The organism is Microbacterium tumbae (assembly GCF_054780175.1).
Window position 1 is genome coordinate 413,130 of sequence record NZ_BAAGWV010000004.1, and the last position, 21,896, is coordinate 435,025.

21 protein-coding genes are annotated in these 21,896 nt (G+C 69.6%); 5 read left to right on the plus strand and 16 right to left on the minus strand.

All coding sequences use genetic code 11. From position 1 onward, the window contains the following. Position 1: 1 nt before the first annotated feature. Positions 2-1,708: an MFS transporter gene (locus ACYVGQ_RS16935; RefSeq protein WP_460785852.1), complete on the minus strand. Its 1,707-nt coding sequence runs from the start codon at positions 1,706-1,708 to the stop codon at positions 2-4. Positions 1,709-1,839: 131 nt separating this feature from the next. On the opposite strand from ACYVGQ_RS16935, the gene ACYVGQ_RS16940 reads away from it, so the two are divergent. Continuing rightward, a complete protein-coding gene (locus tag ACYVGQ_RS16940; protein ID WP_460785853.1) occupies positions 1,840-2,241 on the plus strand; it encodes an ester cyclase in 402 nt (133 codons plus the stop codon). Positions 2,242-2,325: 84 nt separating this feature from the next. Here the strand turns inward: ACYVGQ_RS16940 and ACYVGQ_RS16945 are convergent, their stop codons facing one another. The 8 genes from ACYVGQ_RS16945 to ACYVGQ_RS16980 all read right to left on the minus strand — a co-directional run bounded on the left by ACYVGQ_RS16945 (position 2,326) and on the right by ACYVGQ_RS16980 (position 9,821). Beyond that, on the minus strand, positions 2,326-3,339 hold the full coding sequence (locus ACYVGQ_RS16945; protein ID WP_460785854.1) for a Gfo/Idh/MocA family protein: 1,014 nt from the start codon (positions 3,337-3,339) through the stop codon (positions 2,326-2,328). Positions 3,340-3,349: 10 nt separating this feature from the next. Then, on the minus strand, positions 3,350-4,303 hold the full coding sequence (locus ACYVGQ_RS16950) for an aldo/keto reductase (RefSeq protein WP_460785855.1): 954 nt from the start codon (positions 4,301-4,303) through the stop codon (positions 3,350-3,352). 1 nt (position 4,304) lies between these two features. Then, the gene (locus tag ACYVGQ_RS16955) at positions 4,305-5,516 is read right to left on the minus strand and encodes a mandelate racemase/muconate lactonizing enzyme family protein (protein ID WP_460785856.1); all 1,212 of its coding nucleotides are present in this window, start codon (positions 5,514-5,516) and stop codon (positions 4,305-4,307) included. Further along, entirely contained in the window at positions 5,513-6,355 is an 843-nt protein-coding gene (locus tag ACYVGQ_RS16960; RefSeq protein ID WP_460785857.1) for a carbohydrate ABC transporter permease, read from the minus strand. The genes ACYVGQ_RS16955 and ACYVGQ_RS16960 overlap by 4 nt, the downstream gene beginning before the upstream one ends. Further along, positions 6,352-7,233, minus strand: a complete 882-nt coding sequence (locus tag ACYVGQ_RS16965) for a carbohydrate ABC transporter permease (RefSeq protein WP_460785858.1) — start codon at positions 7,231-7,233, stop codon at positions 6,352-6,354. The genes ACYVGQ_RS16960 and ACYVGQ_RS16965 overlap by 4 nt, the downstream gene beginning before the upstream one ends. Before the next feature lie 40 nt (positions 7,234-7,273). Beyond that, positions 7,274-8,518 (minus strand): ABC transporter substrate-binding protein, encoded by a 1,245-nt coding sequence (locus ACYVGQ_RS16970; RefSeq protein ID WP_460785859.1) that lies wholly within the window; start codon positions 8,516-8,518, stop codon positions 7,274-7,276. Between the two features lie 75 nt (positions 8,519-8,593). After that, positions 8,594-9,349, minus strand: a complete 756-nt coding sequence (locus ACYVGQ_RS16975; protein WP_460785860.1) for a GntR family transcriptional regulator — start codon at positions 9,347-9,349, stop codon at positions 8,594-8,596. After that, a complete protein-coding gene (locus tag ACYVGQ_RS16980; RefSeq protein ID WP_460785861.1) occupies positions 9,342-9,821 on the minus strand; it encodes a heme-binding protein in 480 nt (159 codons plus the stop codon). Before ACYVGQ_RS16980 ends, ACYVGQ_RS16975 begins: the two co-directional genes overlap by 8 nt. 116 nt (positions 9,822-9,937) lie before the next feature. On the opposite strand from ACYVGQ_RS16980, the gene ACYVGQ_RS16985 reads away from it, so the two are divergent. The 4 genes from ACYVGQ_RS16985 to ACYVGQ_RS17000 all read left to right on the plus strand — a co-directional run bounded on the left by ACYVGQ_RS16985 (position 9,938) and on the right by ACYVGQ_RS17000 (position 13,058). After that, on the plus strand, positions 9,938-10,546 hold the full coding sequence (locus ACYVGQ_RS16985; protein WP_460785862.1) for a hypothetical protein: 609 nt from the start codon (positions 9,938-9,940) through the stop codon (positions 10,544-10,546). A gap of 111 nt (positions 10,547-10,657) precedes the next feature. Continuing rightward, on the plus strand, positions 10,658-11,272 hold the full coding sequence (locus ACYVGQ_RS16990; protein WP_460785863.1) for a copper resistance CopC family protein: 615 nt from the start codon (positions 10,658-10,660) through the stop codon (positions 11,270-11,272). An 11-nt stretch (positions 11,273-11,283) separates the two neighbouring features. After that, positions 11,284-11,820, plus strand: coding sequence for a copper chaperone PCu(A)C (locus ACYVGQ_RS16995; RefSeq protein WP_460785864.1), 537 nt, complete (start codon positions 11,284-11,286; stop codon positions 11,818-11,820). Then, positions 11,820-13,058 (plus strand): Dyp-type peroxidase, encoded by a 1,239-nt coding sequence (locus tag ACYVGQ_RS17000; RefSeq protein ID WP_460785865.1) that lies wholly within the window; start codon positions 11,820-11,822, stop codon positions 13,056-13,058. The genes ACYVGQ_RS16995 and ACYVGQ_RS17000 overlap by 1 nt, the downstream gene beginning before the upstream one ends. Before the next feature lie 146 nt (positions 13,059-13,204). On the opposite strand, the gene ACYVGQ_RS17005 is transcribed toward ACYVGQ_RS17000, so the two are convergent. Genes ACYVGQ_RS17005 through ACYVGQ_RS17035 form a run of 7 tightly spaced genes read right to left on the minus strand, consistent with a single transcriptional unit; the run spans position 13,205 to position 21,876 of the window. Continuing rightward, a complete protein-coding gene (locus ACYVGQ_RS17005; RefSeq protein ID WP_460785866.1) occupies positions 13,205-14,959 on the minus strand; it encodes an ABC transporter ATP-binding protein in 1,755 nt (584 codons plus the stop codon). Then, complete coding sequence (locus tag ACYVGQ_RS17010) at positions 14,956-16,716, minus strand: ABC transporter ATP-binding protein (RefSeq protein ID WP_460785867.1); 1,761 nt, start codon at positions 16,714-16,716, stop codon at positions 14,956-14,958. The genes ACYVGQ_RS17005 and ACYVGQ_RS17010 overlap by 4 nt, the downstream gene beginning before the upstream one ends. Beyond that, positions 16,713-17,915 (minus strand): alpha/beta hydrolase, encoded by a 1,203-nt coding sequence (locus ACYVGQ_RS17015; protein WP_460785868.1) that lies wholly within the window; start codon positions 17,913-17,915, stop codon positions 16,713-16,715. Before ACYVGQ_RS17015 ends, ACYVGQ_RS17010 begins: the two co-directional genes overlap by 4 nt. Continuing rightward, on the minus strand, positions 17,908-18,825 hold the full coding sequence (locus tag ACYVGQ_RS17020) for an ABC transporter ATP-binding protein (RefSeq protein ID WP_460785869.1): 918 nt from the start codon (positions 18,823-18,825) through the stop codon (positions 17,908-17,910). Before ACYVGQ_RS17020 ends, ACYVGQ_RS17015 begins: the two co-directional genes overlap by 8 nt. Next, the gene (locus ACYVGQ_RS17025) at positions 18,822-19,868 is read right to left on the minus strand and encodes a FecCD family ABC transporter permease (protein ID WP_460785870.1); all 1,047 of its coding nucleotides are present in this window, start codon (positions 19,866-19,868) and stop codon (positions 18,822-18,824) included. The genes ACYVGQ_RS17020 and ACYVGQ_RS17025 overlap by 4 nt, the downstream gene beginning before the upstream one ends. Further along, a complete protein-coding gene (locus tag ACYVGQ_RS17030) occupies positions 19,865-20,908 on the minus strand; it encodes a FecCD family ABC transporter permease (protein WP_460785871.1) in 1,044 nt (347 codons plus the stop codon). The genes ACYVGQ_RS17025 and ACYVGQ_RS17030 overlap by 4 nt, the downstream gene beginning before the upstream one ends. After that, positions 20,905-21,876 carry an ABC transporter substrate-binding protein gene (locus ACYVGQ_RS17035; RefSeq protein ID WP_460785872.1) on the minus strand — a complete coding sequence of 324 codons (972 nt, stop codon included), beginning with the start codon at positions 21,874-21,876 and terminating at the stop codon, positions 20,905-20,907. The genes ACYVGQ_RS17030 and ACYVGQ_RS17035 overlap by 4 nt, the downstream gene beginning before the upstream one ends. Positions 21,877-21,896 lie beyond the last annotated feature (20 nt).

The following is a 21,896-nucleotide window of genomic DNA, read 5'->3' on the forward strand; positions in this document are numbered from 1 at the left end:
GTCAGCGCCCCTGCTCCCGATCCTCGCGCTCGAGCACGCGCACCGAGCCCGTGGCCGGTGACGCGGATTCGTCGCCGACGATGCGGATCGTTCCCGTGGCCGCTCCCACCTCGGCCTCGGAGACCTCGATCACGGACTCCTCGGCCTGCTCGCGCAGCTGCTCCGCGGCGTTCTTCGTCGACAGCGGCTTGTTCTTGATGAACGCGATCGCGATGACGGCCAGCACGGCGAGCGGGATGGCGATGATGAACGCATCCGCGATGCCGTGCCCGTAGGCGCCTTCGACGATCGCCCGGATCGTGTCGGGCAGCTCGGCGACCTTCGGCACATCGCCGGAGGCGAGGTTCTGCAGCGCGTCGATCTCATCCTGCGTCGTCGGGGCGAACCCTTCGAGGCCGTCGGTGATGTACGTGGCGACGCTGGTGGACAGCAGCGAGCCCATGACGGTGACGCCGATGGTGCCGGCGATGGTGCGGAAGAAGTTCACGTTCGACGAGGCCGCTCCCAGCTGCTGGGGGTCGGTGTCGTTCTGCACGATGAGGGTGAGGTTCTGCATGACCATGCCGAGGCCCGCGCCCAGGACGAGCATGTAGATCGCCACCAGCGCGAACGGGGTGTCGTAGCGGAGGGTGGCCATCAGGCTGACGCCGATCGTGGTGAGCACGGAGCCGGTGAGCATCCATCCCTTCCACTTGCCGAAGCGGCTGACGAGCTGACCGATGACGATCGAGGAGCCCATCTGGCCGATGATCATCGGGATCGTCATGAGGCCCGACTCGGTGGGCGTGGCGCCGCGGGCGAGCTGGAAGTACTGCGCGAGGAACACCGACGTGGCGAACATCGAGACGCCGATCGCGATCGAGGCGAGGACCGACAGCGTGAACGTGCGGTTGCGGAACAGCGACATCGGCACGATCGGTTCCTTGACGAAGAACTCGACGGCGATGAAGCCGAGGATCGCGAGGACGGCGACGACGCCGAGCATGATGCTCGTGGCGGAGTCCCACTCGAACTCGCTGCCGCCCATCGAGACCCAGATCAGCAGCGTCGAGACGCCGACGGCGAGCAGGACGATGCCGAAGTAGTCGATCGAGACCTTGGCTCGCTGCGGCTTGGGCAGATGCAGGGTGAACTGCAGGAGCACGAGGGCGACGAGGGCGAAGGGGACGCCGATGAAGAAGTTGGCGCGCCAGCCCCACACGTCGGTGATGACGCCGCCGAGCAGCGGTCCGCCGATCGTGCCGAGCGCCATGATGCCGCCGACGACTCCCATGTACTTGCCGCGCTCCCGCGGCGAGATGATGAGGGCGACGGCGATCATCACGAGCGACATCAGGCCGCCGACGCCGATGCCCTGGACGACGCGGACCGCGATGAGCATGTTCGTGTCGGTCGAGAAGCCGGCGATCACGGTGCCGACGGTGAAGAGGATGAGCGAGATCTGGACGAGGATCTTGCGATCGACGAGGTCGGCCAGCTTGCCCCAGATGGGGGTGGAGACGGCGGTCGCCAGAAGGCTCGCGGTGATGACCCAGGTGTACTGGGACTGGGTTCCGCCGAGGTCGGCGATGATGACGGGCATCGAGGTCGACACCACGGTGCCCGAGAGCACGGCGACGAACATGCCGACGACGAGCCCGGAGATCGCGGTGAAGACCTCGCGTGCCGAGCGCTGCGTCTCGGGCGTGGAGGAAGAGATGGTGGTCAAGGTGGGATGCTCCTAGAAAGTTGATCTGGATCAACGATACGACTTTAGTTGCGGAAGCGCAACTATCGCTCTGAGTCAACCAATCCGGCCGTCCGTCTATGCCCGCGCCTTCTATGCCCGAGAATGAGGAGATGCAGTCGTGGGAGTTGCGTGAGTGGTACGGCGAATACCTCGACGCCGTCAACCGTCATGACCTGACGGCGATCCGCGCACTCGTCGATCCGGCGGTGCGAAGGGCCCATCTTCCCGGCGGCGCCGATGCCTGGATCGAGGACATGGCGGAGCTGTTCCATGCCTTCCCCGACTGGCGATGGCGGCGGATCCAGCTCATCATCGAGGACGATCGCATCGCCGCGCACCTGCGCGGCAGCGGCACCCATCTCGGGACGTACCGCGGCGCGACCACGACCCGAAGGCACGCCAACGTCGCGGAGTTCGGGATGTACCGCGTCTCCGGCGGCCGCATCGCCGAGTACACCGGCTCGGACCGCGAGCTCGAGCTGCTCGCCCAGCTCCGGGGAAACGGCTCCTGAGCGGGCCGGCCGCGGAGCGGCACCCTCCTGCCCGCCCGGATCGGCGCATCGGGCACCAGAGGGCGCCCGCGAGGCGGGCGGCGCTCAGCTGCCGGAGCGGAGCGCGAGTTCGATGATCTCGAGCCCTCGGATGCTGTCACGAGGGTCCACGGGCATGTCGGCGCCCGCGGTCAGAGCATCCGCCACGCCCTCGTAGAAAGCGAGGTGCCGTCCCGGCCTCAGGTCGATGGACGCGCTGCCGTCGGGCGTCGCGACCGTAGCCGTCTGACCGCCGCTGCCGAAGCCGGGGTCGGTGGGCCGCATGCCGGCGATCGACTGGGGCTCCTGCGGGTCGAGGCCGTGCGACTCGAGGACGGCGTGCGAGCCGGACGCCCGGAATCGCGGACGGTTCGAGGGCGACACGGCGCTCATCCACAGCCGCGACCGCACGCCGGAGAGATGCGTCAGGGAGACGAACGCGTCGTCGTCCGCGGCTCCCCCTCGGCGACGATCGAGCTCGGCGTGGACGCCGACGACGTCTCCGAAGAGGATCATCGCCTGGTCGATCAGGTGCGGACCGAGATCGAACAGGATGCCGCCGCCCTCGGCGGGGGTCGCGGTGTCCTTCCAGCGCGCGCCCAGCTCGGGCGCCCACCATTCGAACGCCGAGTCGAACTGGTGGATCTCCCCGAGCGCGCCGGCGTCGATGTGCGTGCGAAGGGTGAGGAAGTCGCCGTCCCAGCGCCGGTTCTGGAACACCGTCAGCGGGACTCCCGCACGCTCCGCAGCGCTCACGACCGCGGCGGCCTCGCGCACGGATGTCGCGATCGGCTTGTCCAGGACGACCGGGATGCCGGTCCCGATCGCGCGATGCGCGAGCGGCGCATGCGTCTCGTTGGGGCTGGTGACGACGATCAGGTCGAACCCGCCTGCGGCGAAGAGGGACCCTGTGTCGGGGAGGATCGTCGCGCCCGGGTGCCGCTCACGGGCGGCGGCCGCGCGCCGGGGATTCCCGGTCACGATCGCCGCGACCTCGAGCCGCGGCTCCGCTTCGACCAGCGGAGCGTGGAAGACGCTGCCGCCCGTGCCGTAGCCGATGATGGCGGTGCGGATGCTCATCGCGCTCCTCTCAGCGGGGTCCGGCGAGGTCCGCGGGGAGCCCCGCGACGACGCGGTCCACCTCGTCGAACAGCGCGTCCGGGATGGTCAGCGTGACGGCGGCGACGCTCTCCTCGATGCGCTCCGGTCTCGATACGCCCACGATCGTCGTGGCGATGCGCGGATCGCGCGTGGAGAACTGCAGCGCCGCGGCGGCGAGCGGCACGTGCGCCTCGGCGCACAGCTCCTCGATGCGCCGGATCGCCGCGAGCAGCTCCTCCGGCGCCTCGCGATAGCCGTAGCGCGTGGACGACCCTGCGCCCGTGGCGAGGATGCCGCCGCCGAGGACGGCCGCGTTGACGACGCCCATGCCGCGCTCGGCCGCCGCGTCGATCATCCGGCCGGCGCGACGGTTCACCAGCGTCCACCGGTTGTGCGTGAGGAGGACGTCGAAGAAGCCCGTCTCCACGTATTCCGTGATGGTCGTCGTGTCGCCCCCGGCGACGCCGATCGCGCCCGCGACGCCTTCGTCCTTCAACGCCCGCACGACCTCGACGGGACCGCCCGGCGCGGTCGCCTCGGCGAACGTCGTGTTCTCCGGGTCGTGGAGGTACAGCAGGGGCACCCTGTCGACGCCGAGACGTTCGAGGCTGCCCTCGATGGCCCGGCGCATCTGCGCACCGGAGAAGTCCCCGGTGGACAGGTCGCGAGTCACCTTGGTGGCGAGGACGAAGTCGTCCGGCACGCCGCCGACCTGGGCGATGGCCTTGCCGATCCGGCGTTCGGACTCCCCGTCGCTGTACGCGCAGGAGGTGTCGATGGAGCGGATCGGCCCCGTCAGCGCTGCGACCGCGGTGGCGATCCCCTGCTCCTCGGCGACGTCGTAACCGAAGTTCTTCGGCATCGATCCGAGCGGGGCGCCTCCCACCGTGAGCGGGGTGATCCGCAGTCCTGTGCCGCCGAGCGGCCGCAGGTTCCATTCCATGTCAGTGCTCCCTGATGTTCCAGTCGAAGAAGTCCTCGGCGCCTGGTTCGAGATGCGCGGCTGCAGCTTCCCGATCGAAATCGACCCCGAGGCCGGGACGGTCTCCGACGCGAACATGCCCGTCCACCACGATGGGGCTGTCGAATCCGTCGAGGATGTCGTACCACCAGGCGTCGGCCGAGACGGGGTATTCGAAGGCGATGAGATTGTCGGGCAGCGTCGCGGACAGCTGGATCAGCGCCGCCAGCCCGAGCAGTCCGCTGCTCACCCCGTGCGGGGCGACGCCGACGCCGTGCAGATCGGCGTACTCCGCGATCCACTTGAACTCGGCGAGGCCTCCCACATCCCCTGGATCCGGTCCGATGACGCGGACGGCGCGCTGTTCGATGAGCTCGCGGAAGTTCTGCCGCAGGTACAGCTGCTCGCCCGTATGCGTCGGAACCGTCGTCGACGTCGTCACCTCGCGGTAGCCGGCGACGTCATTCCACGGCACGAAGTCGCCGGTGAGAAGGTCCTCCGCCCACGCGATGTCGAACGGCTCGAGCGCGCGCAGCAGGGTGATCGCATCGGGGACGGTGAAACCGGGGCCCATGTCGAGCGCCAGCCGTCGATGCGGTCCGATCACGTCCTTCATCGCGGCGACGCAGTCGACGATGTGCCCGATGCCGCGGGGCGTGAGAGGCCCGCGGTTCGGGTGCAGGGGCCCCTCACGCAGTTCTCCGTAGAGGAAGTCGGGAGTGTTCGGCGCCATGAAGCCGTGCAGGCCGACGCCCTCCTTGAAGATGGAGAACTGCTCCGGGGAGTCGACCATGAACTGCATCGACGCCGCGTAGTCCTCGGGAGCGTGGTTGCCGAGCGTCGTGCGGATGCCGCCGTTGTAGACCCGGACGCGGTCGCGCACCTTGCCGCCGAGCAGGCGGTGCACGGGCACGCCGAGCGCTCGTCCGGCGATGTCCCACAATGCGATCTCGATGGCGCTGACCACCGCTCCCCAGGGCTTGGAGCCCCCGAGCCTGCGGATGCGGATCATGCAGCGCTCGACCTCGGTGGGATCCTGCCCGATGAGCAGCGGGCGGTAGAGGTCGAGCGAGCCGGCCACCGCACGCGGCTTGGAGAACTCGATCTCGGAGAACCCGTCGATGCCCTCATCGGTGAGCACGCGGATGATGGGGCTGCGACCGATCCGGGCGCAGCGGATGTCGATGATCCTCACCCCTTGACCGCCCCTCCGGTGAGGCCGCCGACGAAGTAGCGCTGCAGGGCGATGAACGCGATGACCAGCGGCACGGTGAGCACCACCGACGCGGCCATGGTGGCGCCCCAGTCGACCGAGAACTCGTTGGCGAACTCGGTGAGCGCCACGGGCGCCGTGCGCGCCGCGGTCGAGCTGGTCATGACGGAGGCGAAGAGGAACTCGTGCCACGACTGCAGGAAGGCGAACATGCCGCCGGCGACCAGGCCGGGCGCGCAGATCGGCAGGGTGATGTAGGTGACGGCGTCGAACCGGCTCCCGCCGTCGATCTGCGCGGCCTCCTCGAGGTCGACGGGTATGGCTGCGATCTGGTTGCGGATCATCCACGTCACAAGGGGCACCGTGATGGCGAGATGGGCGAACGCGAGCCCGATGGTGGTGTCCAGCAGCTGCATCGACGACACGATCTGGTACAGCGGGAGCAGGACGACCGTGAGCGGAACGACCTGCCCGAGCAGGATGAACAGGGCCATGGGTCGCGCGCCACGGAACCGGAAGCGCGCAAGCGCGTAACCGGCGCTGAAGCAGAAGATCAGGGTGGCCGCCGCGACGAGCAGTCCGACGACGATCGAGTTGAGCAGGGCTCCCGGCATGTTCGACGCCGTGAAGACGGTGACGAAGTTGTCCCAGGTCCAGGCATCCGGGAGGAGGCGGGTGGGGACGCGGAAGATCTCGTCACGCGGCTTGAACGACGTGAAGACCATCACGACGACCGGAGCGAGCGACCAGACGAGGATGACGGCGAGGACGAGCCACACGCCGACGACGGAGAGCGAGCGGGCGAGGGAACGGTTCTTCATGACTGCTCCTCGATGTCGGTGCGCATGGTCCGCGCGAACAGGACGGCGAAGACCCCACCGATCACGAGCTGGACGAACGCGACGGCGTAGACGAGGGTCTGATCGCCGTTCTGGAACGCCTGGTACAGCAGGATCGGCAGGATGGTGGAGGCGCCGGCCGGTCCGCCGCTGGTGGTGACGTAGATGATCGTGAACGAGTTGAGCGCCCAGATCGCGAGGGTGAGGATGCAGATGCCTGTGGTGGTGCGGATCGCAGGCAGGATGATGTTCCACAGGATCCTGACGCTGCCCGCGCCGTCCAGGCGTGCGGCCTCGTACCGTTCCTCGGGGATGCCCGTCAGGGCTGCGGACACCATGAGCATCACGAACGGCGCGGTGACCCAGATCTGGATGAGAGCCACAGCGATCAGGACGATGTCGGGGTTGGAGAGCCACCGCACCGGGCCGTCGATGAGCCCGAGGTCGAGCAGCGTCTGATTGAGGATGCCGTAGTCCGTCGAGAGCGTCCACCGCCAGATCGTGGCGGCGACGACGCCGGGGATGATCCACGGGATCATCACGAGTCCCCGCCAGAGCCCGACGAGACGCAGGTGCTTCGACTGCAGGACGAGGGCGCCGAGGTAGCCGATGACGACGCCGCCGACCACGGAGCCGACCGTCCAGACCAGGGTGTTCCACATCACCGGCCCGATGTTGGGCGCGGCGAACAGGCGGATGAGCCCCTCTCCCCCGTCCGCGATGACCCGCACGATGGTGGTGCCGATCGGCACCACCATCAGGACGACGGTCAGCACGAGCGCGGGGAGCATGAGGGCCACGGGACGACCGGACCGGCGGCGCGTGCCGGTCGTCCCTGCGGTGATGCTCTGCGTCGACATCTTCTCTGCTTACTGTGTGGCGTTTCTTATGGTGGGTCGTCTACTCGGCGAATGCCTGATCGACGATCTGCTGGATGTCCGCTGCGGCCTGCTCGGCGGTCTTGCGACCGAGGGCGACCTCCTGGATCTGGTCGTGCACCGCCTGCACGGAACCGGTCCACCGTGGGTCGTTCGGCGCCGGCACCGAGTGCTCTGCGAGCTGGTCCGCATAGGCCACGCGCTCCGGCGTCTGGAACTTCTCATCCTCCGAGGCGCTGATGCGCGCCGGGAAGGTCAGCGTGAGCGCGGCCATGCTCTCGGGCTCCGCGAGGAAGGCGACGAAGTCCTTCGCCGCGTCGAGATGCTCGCTCTCAGCCGGCACCAGATGCGCCCAGCCCACGCCCAGCGCGGTTCCTGGACCTTCGGGGCCGGGGAGCACCGCGGTGGCGATCGGCGAGCCCTGCGCCTGAGCCTCCGCCACGTCGAAGACTCCGCCGGGGTACATCGCCACCCTGCCCTGCAGGAACAGCTCGCGGATGGCGGTGTTGTCGAGCTCGAACGAGCTGGAGCTCGCCCACCCGTCCGCGATCGAGCCGCCGATCATCTCGACCGCCGCCTGCGTGGACGCCTCGTCGAGCTGCGGAGCGCCGTCCTCGATCGTGGCGCCGTCGGAGGCCGCGAACTCGAGGAAGCGGAGGGTGAGATCGCTCGGATCGCCCTGCATCGGCCAAGCGGTGCCGACCACGTCACCGGAGGTGAGGGTCTTGGCATCCGCCACGAACTCGTCCCACGTCGCCGGCGGGGCGTCGATCCCCGCGGCCTCGAAGAGCTCCGGGTTGTAGATGAGCGCGTTCGTCGCCCAGCGGTAGGGCATCGCATAGGTCTTGCCGTCGAACGTCAGCGATTCGACGAGACCTGGCGCGAAGTCGTCCTCCGGGATGTCCGCACCGAACAGATCGCTGAGATCCGCGAGCTGGCCCTTGTCGGCGTAGGTGCGAACGCGAGAGATCGATTCGGTGATCACGTCCGGGACGTTGCCCGAGTCGAGCGCAACCGCGGTGCGGTTCGCGACGGTGTCGCCGGTCGTCTCCACCAGCTCGACGGTGACGCCGGGGTGGTCGTTCTCGTACGTCTCGACGAGCTGCTCCGCCACGTCGTAGTCCCAGTCCGGCACCCACCAGGTGACGACGTTCTCGTCCTCACCGGCATTGCTCTGAACGATGTTCACGATGACGGTCGCCGCGATCGCGGCGACGGCAACGCCCGCGACACCGATCAGGACCCCTGTCCGCGCCTTCACTGCCATGTTCTGCTCCATTGCTCGAAACGACCCCTCGGGTGGAGCCGGTAGACCAATGATGCAATTGGTAATTACAGGATGTCAAATCCTGTCGTGATGAACTTCGACATCCAGACGGCTCAAGTCACCCCGGTGGAAGCCGGCGAACCGCTCGATCGCCCGATCGGAATCGTCGAAGGAGGTGCTGCGCATGACCAGGAGCGGCGCCCCCGCCTCGACGTCGAGCGCCTCGGCCACGGCCTGCGAGGCCTGCTCGGCGACGACGGAGCGGCGGGCGCGCGCGAAACGCACGCCGAACTGACGCTCCAGGATGCCGAACAGCGAGACGTCGTCGAGCGGCACGTCCAGGAGGGGCCGCCCCACATCCAGCGGGAGATGCGTGCGCGTGAAGGCCCACGGCACCCCGTCCACCTCGCGGATGCGCTCTATCTCCACGACCTCCACGCCTTCGGATATCCCCAGATCATCGGCGATGCGCTGCGGGGCAGGCACGATCCCGCGCCGGATCACGCGGGAGTGCTGATGCCCTTCGTCGCTCTGGATGTCCTCGAAGGCGCCGACGAGGGCTCCGCCGAACCCGGCCGACGATCTCCGGTCGGCCAGGAACGTGCCACGCCCCTTCTCGCGGCTGATCACCCCCTCGTGCTCGAGCTCCAGCAGGGTCTGCCGCACTACGGTCCGCGAGACGTCGTAGGAGTCGCAGAGCTCGCGCTCCGTGGGGATGCGATCCCCCGGCTCGAGTCCGCGCGCGGCGATGTCCGCGAGCATCAGCGCCTTGAGCTGCGAGTAGAACGGCACAGGGGACCGGCGGTCGATCGTCGCCATCTCCTCAGCCATCGGCGCGCTCCCCGACGGCACGCAGAGCGGACATCGCCAGATCGTGGTCTCCGCTGGGAGACCCGACGATGCCGGACACCGTCACCGCGCCGACGACGCTGCCTGCGACCTCGACCGGCACCGACCCGCCGGCGACGGCGAACTCCCTCGGATCGAGCCAGTCCGGCGCCCGCCCCGAGTCTCGCTGCCGGAGGAGGAGCTCATAGCTGGGCACCTCGTGCCTGACGGCCGTGTTCACCTTGCGGCGCACCCAGTCGTCGTGCTCCGCGGTCGTCCCCGCCAGTGCTGCATGGAACACGATCTGATCTCCTCGGCGCACGTCCACCACGACCGGAAGACCGTGCGCGTCCGCGATCCGCAGCGCCTCCTGCCCCACGGCGATCGCGTCCGAATGCGAGAAGCGGTCGACCTGCCTGATCCCGCGCTCCGCACGGACTCTCGCCAGTTCTTCGCGAATGAACGCCTCTTCCATGAATCTCCCGTCATTGGTAATGACAGGATACTTGCTGCCGGCCTTCGACCCGGCCGCGCCGCTCCGGGGCTCCTCGGCGATCGCTGCGCCGATATCCTCCGTGCCACAATGTTCTCGTGCGCCCCTCGAGAAGACCGGCCGTCATCCGCGGCTTCGCAGGTTCTTCTCTGGCGACCTTCGTCGCCCTGGCCGGTCACGTCTCGGCGGGCGGCGCGATGCCCGCCCCGTCCGGGATCCTCGTGCCGTGGCTGCTGTCCTTCATGGCCTGCGTCCTCCTCGCGGGTCGCAAGCTCTCCGTGACGCGGCTGGCCCTGTCGGTGGCCGTGAGTCAGATCCTCTTCCATGCCCTCTTCGTGCTCGGCACGATCGCACCCTCCGGGACTGCGCCGCTCGGACACGTGCACGGCACGGTCGCAGCCCTGCCGGTGGCCTCGGCGACCGCATCCGCTCTGCTGGCCGATGGGACGATGTGGTTCGGTCACGTGATCGCCGCGCTGTCGACGATCGTCGCCCTGCACCGCGGCGAACGTCTGCTCCTCGCACTGCGGGATCTCGCCATGCAGGCGGTGCGGTGGGCGCGGCAGCGTCTCGGCGCCGCCCTCATCGTCCTCCGCCCTCGTCCGGCGATCCGGTTCGCCGGCTTCACGGATGCCGATCGGGCGCTGTGCGAGCGTCTGCTGAGCTCGCTCCGCAGACGCGGCCCGCCTCTCCTCCTCACCGTCTGATCCCCGCCCGTCGGCACTCGTGCCGCAGGTCGGCTTCCCACGTGCGCCGCGGCGCGCGCCGAATGCACGGCGGCGCCCTTCGGGACGCCCGACGAGAGGTCCATCGATTCCATGTCCCCTGTCCGCAGGATCGGGGCGGGACTGGCGGTGGCGACGGTCGCGACGCTCGCGACGGCCGCCCCGGCATCCGCCCACGACGAACTCACCTTCAGCGACCCCGCCGCCGAGGCGCGGCTGGACTCCGCACCCGAGGAGGTCACGATGGAGTTCTCCGGCGACCTCCTGACTCTCGGCGAGTCGATGACGGGGGCCGTCGTCCTCGTCATCGACGGAAGCGGGAGGGATTGGGCGACCGGTGATCCCGAGGTGATCGGGAACTCCGTGACCGTCGATCTCGACGAAGGCATGCCGGATGCCGGCTATCAGGTGCGATGGCAGGTGGTGTCGGAGGACGGTCACCCGATCTCGGGGGTCATCCCCTTCACGATCGGAGACGCCGAGCCCTTCGAGACCACGACCGCCGAGCAGGCCCTCCCCTCGGACGGGGCGGCGGACGCTCAGGATCAGACCGTCTCAGAGACGAGCAGTGCGATGCGCATCGTGCTCGTCGGCGCGGGAGGCGCGGCGATCGCCGCCGTCTTCTTCGCCCTCTACCGATTCCTCCGCCGTCCTCGGACGGCGCCCGCACAGCCGGATGCCGGCGAGAGTGCGGGATCAGAACTGTGAAAGGCAACGACATGAACACCTCCATCCGACGACTTCGCCTCTTCGCCGCCCTCGCTGCGGCATCCTCGCTCGCCCTGACGGGTTGCGCGGCCGAAAGCGCTCCGACCGACACGTCCGCCGCGCAGGCCGGCGACGTCGTCTCGATCGAGGACGCCTGGGTCAAGGCGGCCGACGAGGGGATGTCCGCCGCCTTCGGCACCCTCGTGAACAGCGGGAGCGCCGATGTCACCATCGTCTCCGCGGAGACGGACGCGTCGAGCATGATCGAGCTGCACGAGACGGTCGAGAACGAGTCCGGCGAGATGGTGATGCGCGAGATCGACGGCGGCTTCGTCATCCCGGCCGACGGCGATCTGACGCTGGAGCCCGGCGCGGACCACATCATGCTGATGGATCTCGCCTCGCCGCTGGCCGCCGGCGACGAGGTGACCTTCACCCTCACCTTCTCGGACGACTCCACCTACGCGTTCACCGCCCCGGTCAAGGACTTCACGGGCGCGGACGAGAACTACGAGGGCGGCGGCGAGCACGAGGGCATGGAGCACTGATGCCGGCGCCCGCACAGGGCGCAGGCGCCGATCGCGCCGGGTCGACCCGGCGGCAGTTCCTCCTCGGAGGAGCCGTCGCCGGCGTCGGCGCGGCCGCGGCGATCGGCATCGACCTCGCCCTCACCGGCCGGCCCGCGGAGACGCAGCCGGCGTCCACACCGATGAACGGCGCGGACACCGTCCCGTTCTTCGGCGCGCATCAGGCCGGCATCGACACGCCCGCACAGGCGCATGCGACCTTCCTCGCCCTCGATCTCCTCGAGAGCACCGACCGCGACGACGTCATCCGTCTCCTGCGCATCCTCACCGACGATGCCGCCCGGCTCACGCAGGGACGGCCGGCCCTCGCCGATTCGGAGCCGGAGCTGGCCGCATCGCCCGCCCGGCTCACGGTGACCTTCGGATTCGGTCCCGGTCTCGTCGCGCGTGCCTCCGCGGACGCGCCGAGCTGGCTGGTCCCGCTGCCTCCCTTCGGTGTCGACAGGCTGCAGCCGGAGTTCTCGGACGGCGACCTGCTGATCCAGATCGCCAGCGACGATCCGCTGACCGTCGCGCACACCGCACGGATGCTGCTGAAGGACTCCCGCTCGTTCGCCGTCCTCCGCTGGAGCCAGCAGGGCTTCCGCCGCGCCTACGGCACCGAACGGCCGGGCACGACCATGCGGAACCTGTTCGGGCAGGTCGACGGCACCGCCAGCCCGCAGCCGGGGACGCGCGAGTTCGACGACGTCGTGTGGTCGTCCGACGGACGGCTCTCCGGCGGCACGGGGATGGTCGTGCGGAGGATCCGGATGGACCTGGACAAGTGGGATCGCCTCGACCGCAGCGGACGGGAGGCGTCCGTGGGGCGGACGCTCGGCAACGGCGCACCGTTGACCGGGGTCGAGGAGTTCGACGAACCGGACTTCGAGGCCACGACTCCGATCGGATTCCCTGTCATTCCGCAGTTCGCCCACATCCGGCGTGCGCGCGGCGGAGGCTCCGAGAAGATCTTCCGCCGCGCGTACAACTACGACGAACGGCCCGGCGGCGCCTCCGTGTCGGAATCGGGCCTGCTGTTCGTCTCGTTCCAGGCCGATGTCGAACGCCAGTTCGTCCCGATGCAGAGACGGCTGGACGAGCTCGACCTGCTCAACGAGTGGACCACTCCGATCGGCTCTGCGGTGTTCGCCGTCCCGTCGGGGTGCGCCGAGGACGGCTTCATCGGCGAGACGCTTCTCGGCGGAACGCGCGACTGACCGGGAGCGGCCCGTCGTGCGCGACGTCGCCGGCTGCGGAATCGAGTGCGGCCGGCCGGACGCCCGCGCAGCGAGGCAGAGACCGAAACGACAGGCTCGGGCTCCCCGTCTGCGATCGGGGCGCGACCATGAGCGGTTCGCCCGGATCATTCCGCCCTCGTCGCGCCGCCGACGCCCTGGCCTTCGCGCCACGCCGACCACAGCCTGGCGTAGACACCGCCGGCGGCGAGCAGCTCATCATGCGTGGCGCTCTCGACTATCCGGCCGTCGTCCATCACCACGATCCGATCGCAGGTCGCCGCCTGAGAGAGGCGATGGGCGATCACCAGGCCGGAACGACCAGCCAGGACGGCTTCGGACGCGCGATCGAGCAGCCCTGAGTCAGCGGACCCGGCCTCTGCGGTCGCCTCGTCGAGGATCGCCAATGCCGGATCGGCGAGCAGGAGTCGGGTGAGCGCGACCTGCTGCGCCTGGGCATCCGTGAGCGGATGCCCGCCGGCGCCGATCGTCGTGTCGAGTCCATCCGGCAACAGGTCGAGCAGCCCGGCTGCAGCGGTGGCCTCCAGGGCGGCGCGTATCCGATCGTCGGTGACGTCGGGCGCAGGGAGGGTGAGGTTGTCGCGCAGCGTCCCGGCGAACACGTGCACTTCCTGTGTGATGACCGCGGTGCGGGCGGGCCGGATGACGGTTCCCTTCGAAGGCTGACGGATGCCGGCGACCACAGCCGCGAGGGTGGTCTTGCCGGCACCGGACGCGCCGACCACGGCGACGTGCTGACCTGGAGGGATGTCGAGGGAGATGTCGTCGAGCACGAGGCGACTGCCGTCGTACCGGAACGCGACGTCTCGCAGCACAAGGGCGGCTCCCGCATCCGCCGCCGGCTCCGGCCCGCCCGCCGCGTCGGCCGGGATCGTCACGACGCCGACCATGCGGTTCAGCGACGCGAGGGCCGCCTGGAGGGTGTCGATGACGAACAGCAGCTGGTTCACCGGGCCGAGCAGGCGGAGCACCAGCAGCATGGCGGTGGTGGCGCCGCCGACCGTCGATGCGCCGCTGTCCACGAGGACGAAGCCGACTGCGAGCACCGCGACCAGGCTCAGGCACTCGCCGAGATTGAGGCGTCCGTTGAGCATGCTCTGCACGATCCGAGCACGCAGCGACTGCACCGCGACGCCCCACGAGTCCGTCATGACGGCACGGTGCCGCTGCGGGGCGAGACCGAAGCCGAGCACGGTCGCGTAGCCGCGCTGGGACTCCAGGATCTGCTGGGCGCGTGCGCTCATCGCTGTGCGCTCTGCGCGGTAGACGCGCGGCCCCGTGCGCAGGTACCACCGCATGGCCACCACGTAGACCGGCAGCACCACGACGAAGGCGGCCGCGTAAGGCCACTCCAGCGCTGCGAGTCCGCCCAGCGACACGACGATGGTGAAGGCGGTCACGGTCAGCACCGGGATCACGGCGGGGGCGGCGTCGGCGACGGCGGTGACGTCGTCGCTGGACCGGGAGATCAGGTCGCCCGTCCCGGTGCGCTCCACGAGGTGCTGCGGAAGCGTCATCGCACGGCCGACGAGACGCTCCCGCAGCGCAGCGAGGATGGTGTGGTAGGCGCGGGTGGCGAGCACGATCGTGAGCGCTGTTCCCGCGGCGCCGAGAACAGCCGAGAGCGCCATGGCGGCCGTGACCGCGAGCACGGTGCCGAGATCCGCCGTACCCGCCCGGACGCGATCGACGAGGAATCCGATCGCCACCGGAGCGATCAGATCGACGCCGGTGCTGACGATCCCCAATGCCCCGGTGGCGGCGAGCCGGAGCCGGTGGCCGCGGCTCAGCCGCCACACCTCGGCAGCCGTCTCGCGGCCGCTGGCGACCGGCAGCCCGGGCGGCTCGGACACGCGACTCATGGCGCCGTCCTTGTCCGCCCTGGCACGTCGTCATGCAGTTCGACGACCCGGTCGCAGCGCCCGAGCAGAGCCGGCGCCGAGGTGATGAGCAGCGTGGACCGGCCAGCGCGCACCTCACGAAGCCGCGCCGCGATCGCGTGCTCGGTGACCGAGTCGACCGAGGTGGTGGGGTCGTGCAGCACGAGCACCGGCGCGTCGCTCGCCAGAGCGCGGGCGAGCGCGATCCGCTGGCGCTGACCGCCCGAGAGCCGATTGCCGTTCTCGCCGACCGGGAGATCGAGGTCCGTGGCGAAGTCATCGCACGCAGCGGCCCGTACGGCGTCGTCCACCCTCTCGATCGCGCTCGCGGACGCCGCTATGTTGTCACGGAGCGTGCCGCTGAACAGTGTCGTGCGGTGCGGTGCGACGGTGACCAGGGAGCGGTACTGCGCTGGGGGGAGCTCCCGCACCGCGATCCCGTCGAGCCGCACCTGGACCCCTCCCTCGGCCGTCGGGTCCAGCAGCGCCTCCACGACGCCGGCGGCGGTGCGATCGCCGGCACGCACTCCGACGAGCTCGCCGTGCTCCACCAGGATCACCGTGCCGGACCCGGATCCGTCGGGCACGGCCACGGCGAGCGCCGGCAGTGCGGCCACCTCGCGCCGGATCGCTTCGTCGGGTGCATATGCGGAACCCGTTCTTCCTCGCAGCGCGTCGAGCACGCGCGCGGACGAGGCGAGCGCGCCGGCGAGGTTGGGGATCGACAGGCTCGCGATCCCCTGGATCTGCGGCAGCAGTGCTTGGGTGAGCCCCACCGCCGCGATCAGCCCGCCGATGCTCAGCTGCGCATCGACGGCGAACCAGCCGGCCAGCCCCATCACCGCGGCGACGAAGACGCCGCTGACCACGCCCGAGCCCACGAGGAACCTCCCCAGCAGCCCCGCGTTGCGCCATGCGCCGATGAGCGTCTCCTGGCTCGCCTGCCGGTACCGCCGGGTCGCCTCGGACTCCGCCCGGACCCCCTTGATCACCCGGTACCCGGCGACGAGGTCCGTGGCCCTGCCGACGGTGGCGGCCAGCAGGTTCTGGTATACGCGGGTGTCGTGCGAGAGCCGCTCGCTGAGCACGCCCATCAGCCAGACGGCGACCGGTGCCCCGAGAAGCACCACGAGACCGAGCAGCCAGTGCGTCTCCAGCAGCGACACCGCGATGAAGGCGATGGCCGCGATCCTCGAGACCGGGATCACCAACAGGATCACCGCGTTGCATACTCTCGTGACGTCCGTGGTCATCACCGAGACCACACTGCCGTCGGGCGGGTCGGCGCTGCCGCCGAGCGGATGCAGCACGGCGGTCGAGAGCGTGCCGCGCAAGCGGTGCTGCAACAGCTGCACGGCATAGCTCGTGAGCCGGTTCGACGATCTCGCCGCGAGTGTCAGAGCGAGGTAGACCGCGACCAGGACTCCGAGCCACAGCACCAGCTGTCCTGGATCCCCGGTCGCGAGCGCGCGGTCGATCGCGAGCCCCATCACGACCGGGACCGCTGACTCCCCCACCTGCCACACGATCGCCAGCAGCGTGGCGGGGACGCAGATCCGCCAGGCCGAGAGCATCACGCGCAGCAGGAACCGGCCCGGTGCGAGTCCCGTCTCCGCGGGGAACGGCCGGGCGTCCAGCGGCTCGGCGGGATCGTGCAGGAACACGGGCAGCCAGCGCGTCAACGGTCCTCGGCCCAGGCCGGCCGGGTCGCCGTCCGGGAAGCCGGCGCGATCCCTCACGCTCCGCTCCGCTCCGGATGCTCCGCATCGAGCGGGAAGCACCACTGCAGGGCGTCGGCGAACAGCCCTCGCCACCAGGCGTAGTCGTGTCCCCCGGCGAACTCCCGATAACGGGTGTCGTAGCCCTTGCCGGTGAGCACCTGGTCCAGCCAACGGCTGAGAGAGAGCGATCCCTCCAGCTCGCCGACATCATGATAGATGCGCACCGGCGCCTGCGGCGCCGCCAGGCAGTCGGCCATCAGCGTCGGGACCGGGTTGCGGCGCAACAGCTCATCCGCCCCGGTGCCCCACCGCTGCGCGGGATGGTATCCGCACGAGGGGGACTGCAGAATGGCGTTGCCGAACGCATCCGGGTGATGAAGTGCCGTCCACCCCGCGCACAGGCCGCCGTAGCTCTCCCCCGCCAGCGCCGCATCCGCGGGATCGTGGGAGAGCGGATACCGGTCGCGCAGCCACGGCAGGAGCTCCTCGACCAGCATCCGGGAGAACCCCGGATCGCACAGCAGCTCCGTGTACCTCTGCCGCCCGAGCGGATCGACGAGCACCACCGCGCACGCTCTGATCACGCCCGCCGCGACGAGGGCGTCACGAACGCTCGGCGCGCTGTGGTCCTCTGCGCCGTCCAACTGGATGACGAAGGGCAGCGAGGCGTCACGCGGGACCTCGCCCGGTGGCATCGAGACCCAGATCCGGCGTTCGTTTCCCAGGATCCCGCTGACCAGCACACCGGACTCCATCGCGGGGGTCGAGCGTTCTTCAGCCCGCGCGAGCCAGCGCAGCGGATCCGCGTCGGGCATCACGGCCACCGAGGATCCGGAGAACCGCGCCTCCGGATAGTCGGAGAACCGCGGCGGAGGGTTGAACGGGTCCGGCACCTGTTCCTCCCGCCCCTCGGGATCCCGCCGCGAGAAGACGTACCCGAAGCGCAGGTCGGAACGCGTCCGCAATGTGAGGACACGGAACGGCGTCCCCGCCACGGCCACGAACTCGGCGTCGATCGTGTTGCGGCCGATAACGGGTCCGATGACCGCGGAGAGGCGCGTCGTCGTCGCGCTCATCGCCTCGTCGACGAAGGTCACCTCCACCTCGTCGGCGGAGACACGCCCGACGAGCGGCGCACCCGTCTCCTCCAGGTGACGACGGAACCGTTCTGCGCTCCACTCCCCGCTCGCCAGCTTCTCGACGTGGGGATCAGTCATCGTCGCCCTCTTCCACGCCTGTGCCGGCGGAGGCAGGCGCGCCTCCGGTCTCTGCGCCCGTCGACGAGTTCGGGCGGATCATCGTCCGTTCTCGCCCCAACGGCACGACCTGCGGGGTGCCGGCCACCGGATCGGGCACCACCAGGCAGCGCAGACCGAAGACCTCCTCGACCAGTTCGGCGGTGACGACCTGCTCCGGCGCGCCTTCGGCGACCACGGCGCCGTCCTTCATCGCGACGAGGTGGGTGCCGTACCGGGCGGCGTGGTTGAGGTCGTGGAGCACCGCGACGATGGTGTGGCCGACCCGGTGCAGGTCGGTGAACAGTTCCATCAGCTCGATCTGGTGGGTGATGTCGAGGAAGGTGGTGGGCTCGTCCAGCAGCAGGATGTCCGTATGCTGCGCGAGCGCCATCGCCACCCACACCCGCTGTCGCTGGCCGCCCGACAGCTCGTCGACCTGCCGTCCGGACAGATCGGTGACCGCAGTCTGCTCCATCGCTCTGGCCACGGCCTGCTCGTCGGCTTCGGTCCACTGCCGGAGGAATCCCTGGTGCGGGTACCTGCCCCGGGCGACCAGATCGGCCACCGTGATCCCGTCGGGTGCGATCGAGATCTGTGGCAGCAGACCGATCCGGCGCGCCACTTCCCTGGTCTTGTACGACTGGATGTCGGCCCCGTCCAGCATCACCCGTCCGGAGCTCGGCGCGAGCAGCCTGGACAGGCCGCGGAGCAGAGTCGACTTGCCGCAGGCGTTCGGGCCGACGATCACCGTGAACGACCCGTCCGGGATCGCCACGGAGAGGCCTTCGCTGATGACGCGTCGGTCGTAGCCGATCGTCGCCGCGTCCACGTGGAGACGGGCCGCGAACGGCAGAGCTGCATCGTCCTCGTGACGGGCATCGGTGTTCACAGGCGTCTCCTTGCTTCGATGAACAGCAGGTAGCCGAGGTAGCCGCCGCCGATGATCACCGTGATGATCCCGACCGGCAGCGGCGCGGGCGCGATGTGCTGGGCGACGTAGTCGGCGGCCAGGCACAGCAGAGCGCCGACGAAGCCCGCGGGGCCGAGGGTGATGCCCGCGGTGCGGGCGAGTCGACGGGCGATCTGCGGCGCCACCAGCGAGATGAACGCGATCGGCCCGGATGCGGCCGCGACGGTCGCCGTCAAGGCGACTCCGACCACGATCAGACCGAGCCGGGCGGAGGAGACGCGCACCCCCTGTGAAGCGGCCGCGTCATCTCCCAGCTCCATCTGGCGCATCGGCCGGATCAAGGAGCCCGCCAGCACCAGGAGCACTGCGATGCTGCCGCCGCCGACCACGACTCGCTCCCAGGAGACGCCGTTGAGCGACCCGGCGCCCCAGACGGCAGCCGACATGGCGACGTCCAGGTCGGCCTTGAGGATCAGCCAGGTGTCCAGAGAGGCCAGCATCGCCGAGAGACCGATGCCGACCACGATCAGCCGGAATCCCTGCACTCCCTTGCGGTAGGCGAGCACGTACACCAGGAGAGCCGCGGCCAATCCGCCGAACAGCGCCCCGCCGACCAGTTGCCAAGAGGTGCCGTTGATCACCAGGATCACGATCAGCGCCCCGGTGAAGGATCCCTGGGAGAATCCGATGATGCCCGGGTCGGCGAGTGGGTTGCGCAACAACGACTGGAAGATCGCGCCGCTCACTCCCAGTGCGGCGCCGAACACCAGGGCCGCGACCACCCGAGGAAGTCGCCACTCGACCACGATGTCGTGGACGATCCCTGGCTCCCCGCCGCTCAGTGCGGAGACGACCTGCCCGGGGTTCAGCTGGTACGAGCCGGTCATCAGCGCGAGCATCGCCAAGCCCGCCGCAGCCAGCGCGAGTCCGCAACAGACGACGATGCTCCGCACCTCCACCCGCATACCGAGCCAGGACCGTCGCACGATGAGCGTCCGCCGCCCGAAGTCGACCGCACTCACAGACCGCTCGCCTTCTTGCGGCGGACGAGCGCGATCAGGACCGGGGCGCCGACGAACGCGGTGACGATCCCGACCGGGATCTCGCCCGGGTGCATCACGACCCTGCCGAGGATGTCGGAGGCCAGCAGCAGGCTCGGCGCCAGCAGCAGGCTGTAGGCGAAGATCCAGCGCTGATCGGGGCCCACGATCCAGCGCGCGACGTGCGGGATCATGAGCCCGACGAAGCCGATAGGCCCGGCGATCGCCGTGGCGCCCCCGGCGAGCAGCGTCAAGGCGGCGACCGAGAGGACGCGGGTGCGCACCACGCGGGCACCCTGGGCGACGGCGAGGTCGTCGCCCAGGGCCATGGCGTTGAGCGGGCCCGACACGGCGAGCGCAAGGACGATCGCCACCGCGAAGAAGGGCAGGATCGGCCACACCAGTTCCAGAGGGCGACCAATGATCGAGCCTGCGTTCCAGGACCGCAGCGCGTCGAACGCCTGCGGATCGGTCAGTTGAAGCGCCTCCCTGACGCCGCCGAGCACGGCGCCGATGCAGACGCCGGCGAGCACGAGGACGACGGGGGATCGGCCTCGTCCGCTCGCTCCGAGGCCGAGCACCAGGATCGTCACGACCAGCGCACCGGCGAAGGCGAACCACATGTAGCCGCTGATGTCGCTCACCCCGAGGACGCCGACGCCGACCGTCACGGCCAAGGACGCCCCCGCGTGCACCCCGAGGATTCCCGGATCCGCCAACGGGTTGCGCGTGAGAGCCTGGATCAGAGCACCGGAGAGCCCGAGCGCCGCCCCCACGACGAGACCCACGATCGTGCGCGGCAGCCGGTAATCGCGGATCGCGAACTGGTCGATGTCGGCGGACGGATGCGTCAGGGCGTCCCACACCACGGACGGCGCGATCGTCGTCGATCCGATCATCACACTGAGGATCAGGAGGATCAGCAGCGCCAGCAGCGCGACGATCAGCCCGAGCAGTCGACGACGAGGTCCGGGCGCCGCCACGGCGCCCGGACCGTCGTGTCGCAGGGTCAGAGCCGTCACTCCTCGGCCGGGAGCGTCGCCAGCGCGCTGTCGAGAGAGTCCAGATAGCGGTTGACCTGACCGTAGGAGCCGTTGCCGGGGCAGAAGACGCCGAGCGCACGACCGGACTCCACGGCAGGCAGCGCCCGCCAGGTGTTGGTCTCGACGACGGGCTCGAAGGGCTCCTTCGGGTTGCCTTCGGCGTCGACGTCATAGGTGATCACGTCGTACTGGGCCAGTTCCGCGAGCTTCTCGAACGGCAGAGAGGTCCATCCCAGAGGGTCTTCGCCCGCGGCCGCCGACACGAAGTCCATGCCGACGTCGTCCCTGGCGACCTCCACGCACCCGATGTCTGCGATGGAGAACGTGCCGGGATCTGCGTTGGCCCAGCGAGCCACGTTGACGAACGACGTGCTGTCGATGAGGTCGGCGTACTTCTCCTTGATGCCCGCGACCTTCTCCTCGAACTCCGTCCTCTGGTCGGTCAGCCCCTCCGTCAGAGCGCCGGCGTCCGCGATCGCCCCGGCCATCGTCTTCCACTCCGTGTCGAGTCCCCAGAAGACGGTGGGGGCGATCGCCCCCAGCTGCTTCTCGACCTTCTCGAACCCGGAGTCATCGCCCTGGTACAGGATGAGATCCGGGTTCAGACTGGCGACCTTCTCGATGTCGATCTCTTCGGTTCCGATGTCTGTCGCCGCGTTGAACTTCGCCTGCTGGTCCTCGGGCAGCGCCTCGGGCTGGTAGTACGGCGTGACGCCGACCGGTGTGCCGCCGAGGTCGATGAACGGCTGAGCGGTGCCGCCGATCGTGACCACCCGCTGCGGGTCGACGGGAACCTCGATGGTGCCGTTGTCCGCCGTGATGCTGTGCGTCTCACCGGTCTGATCGACGGCGTCCTCCTCCGCGCTGCCACAGGCGGTGAGGAGGAGCGCGGCGCCTAGGAATGCGGCGGCTGCGGCCGCGTCGCGTCGCGTCAGTGTCGTGGTCATGGATATGCCCTTCTTCTCGG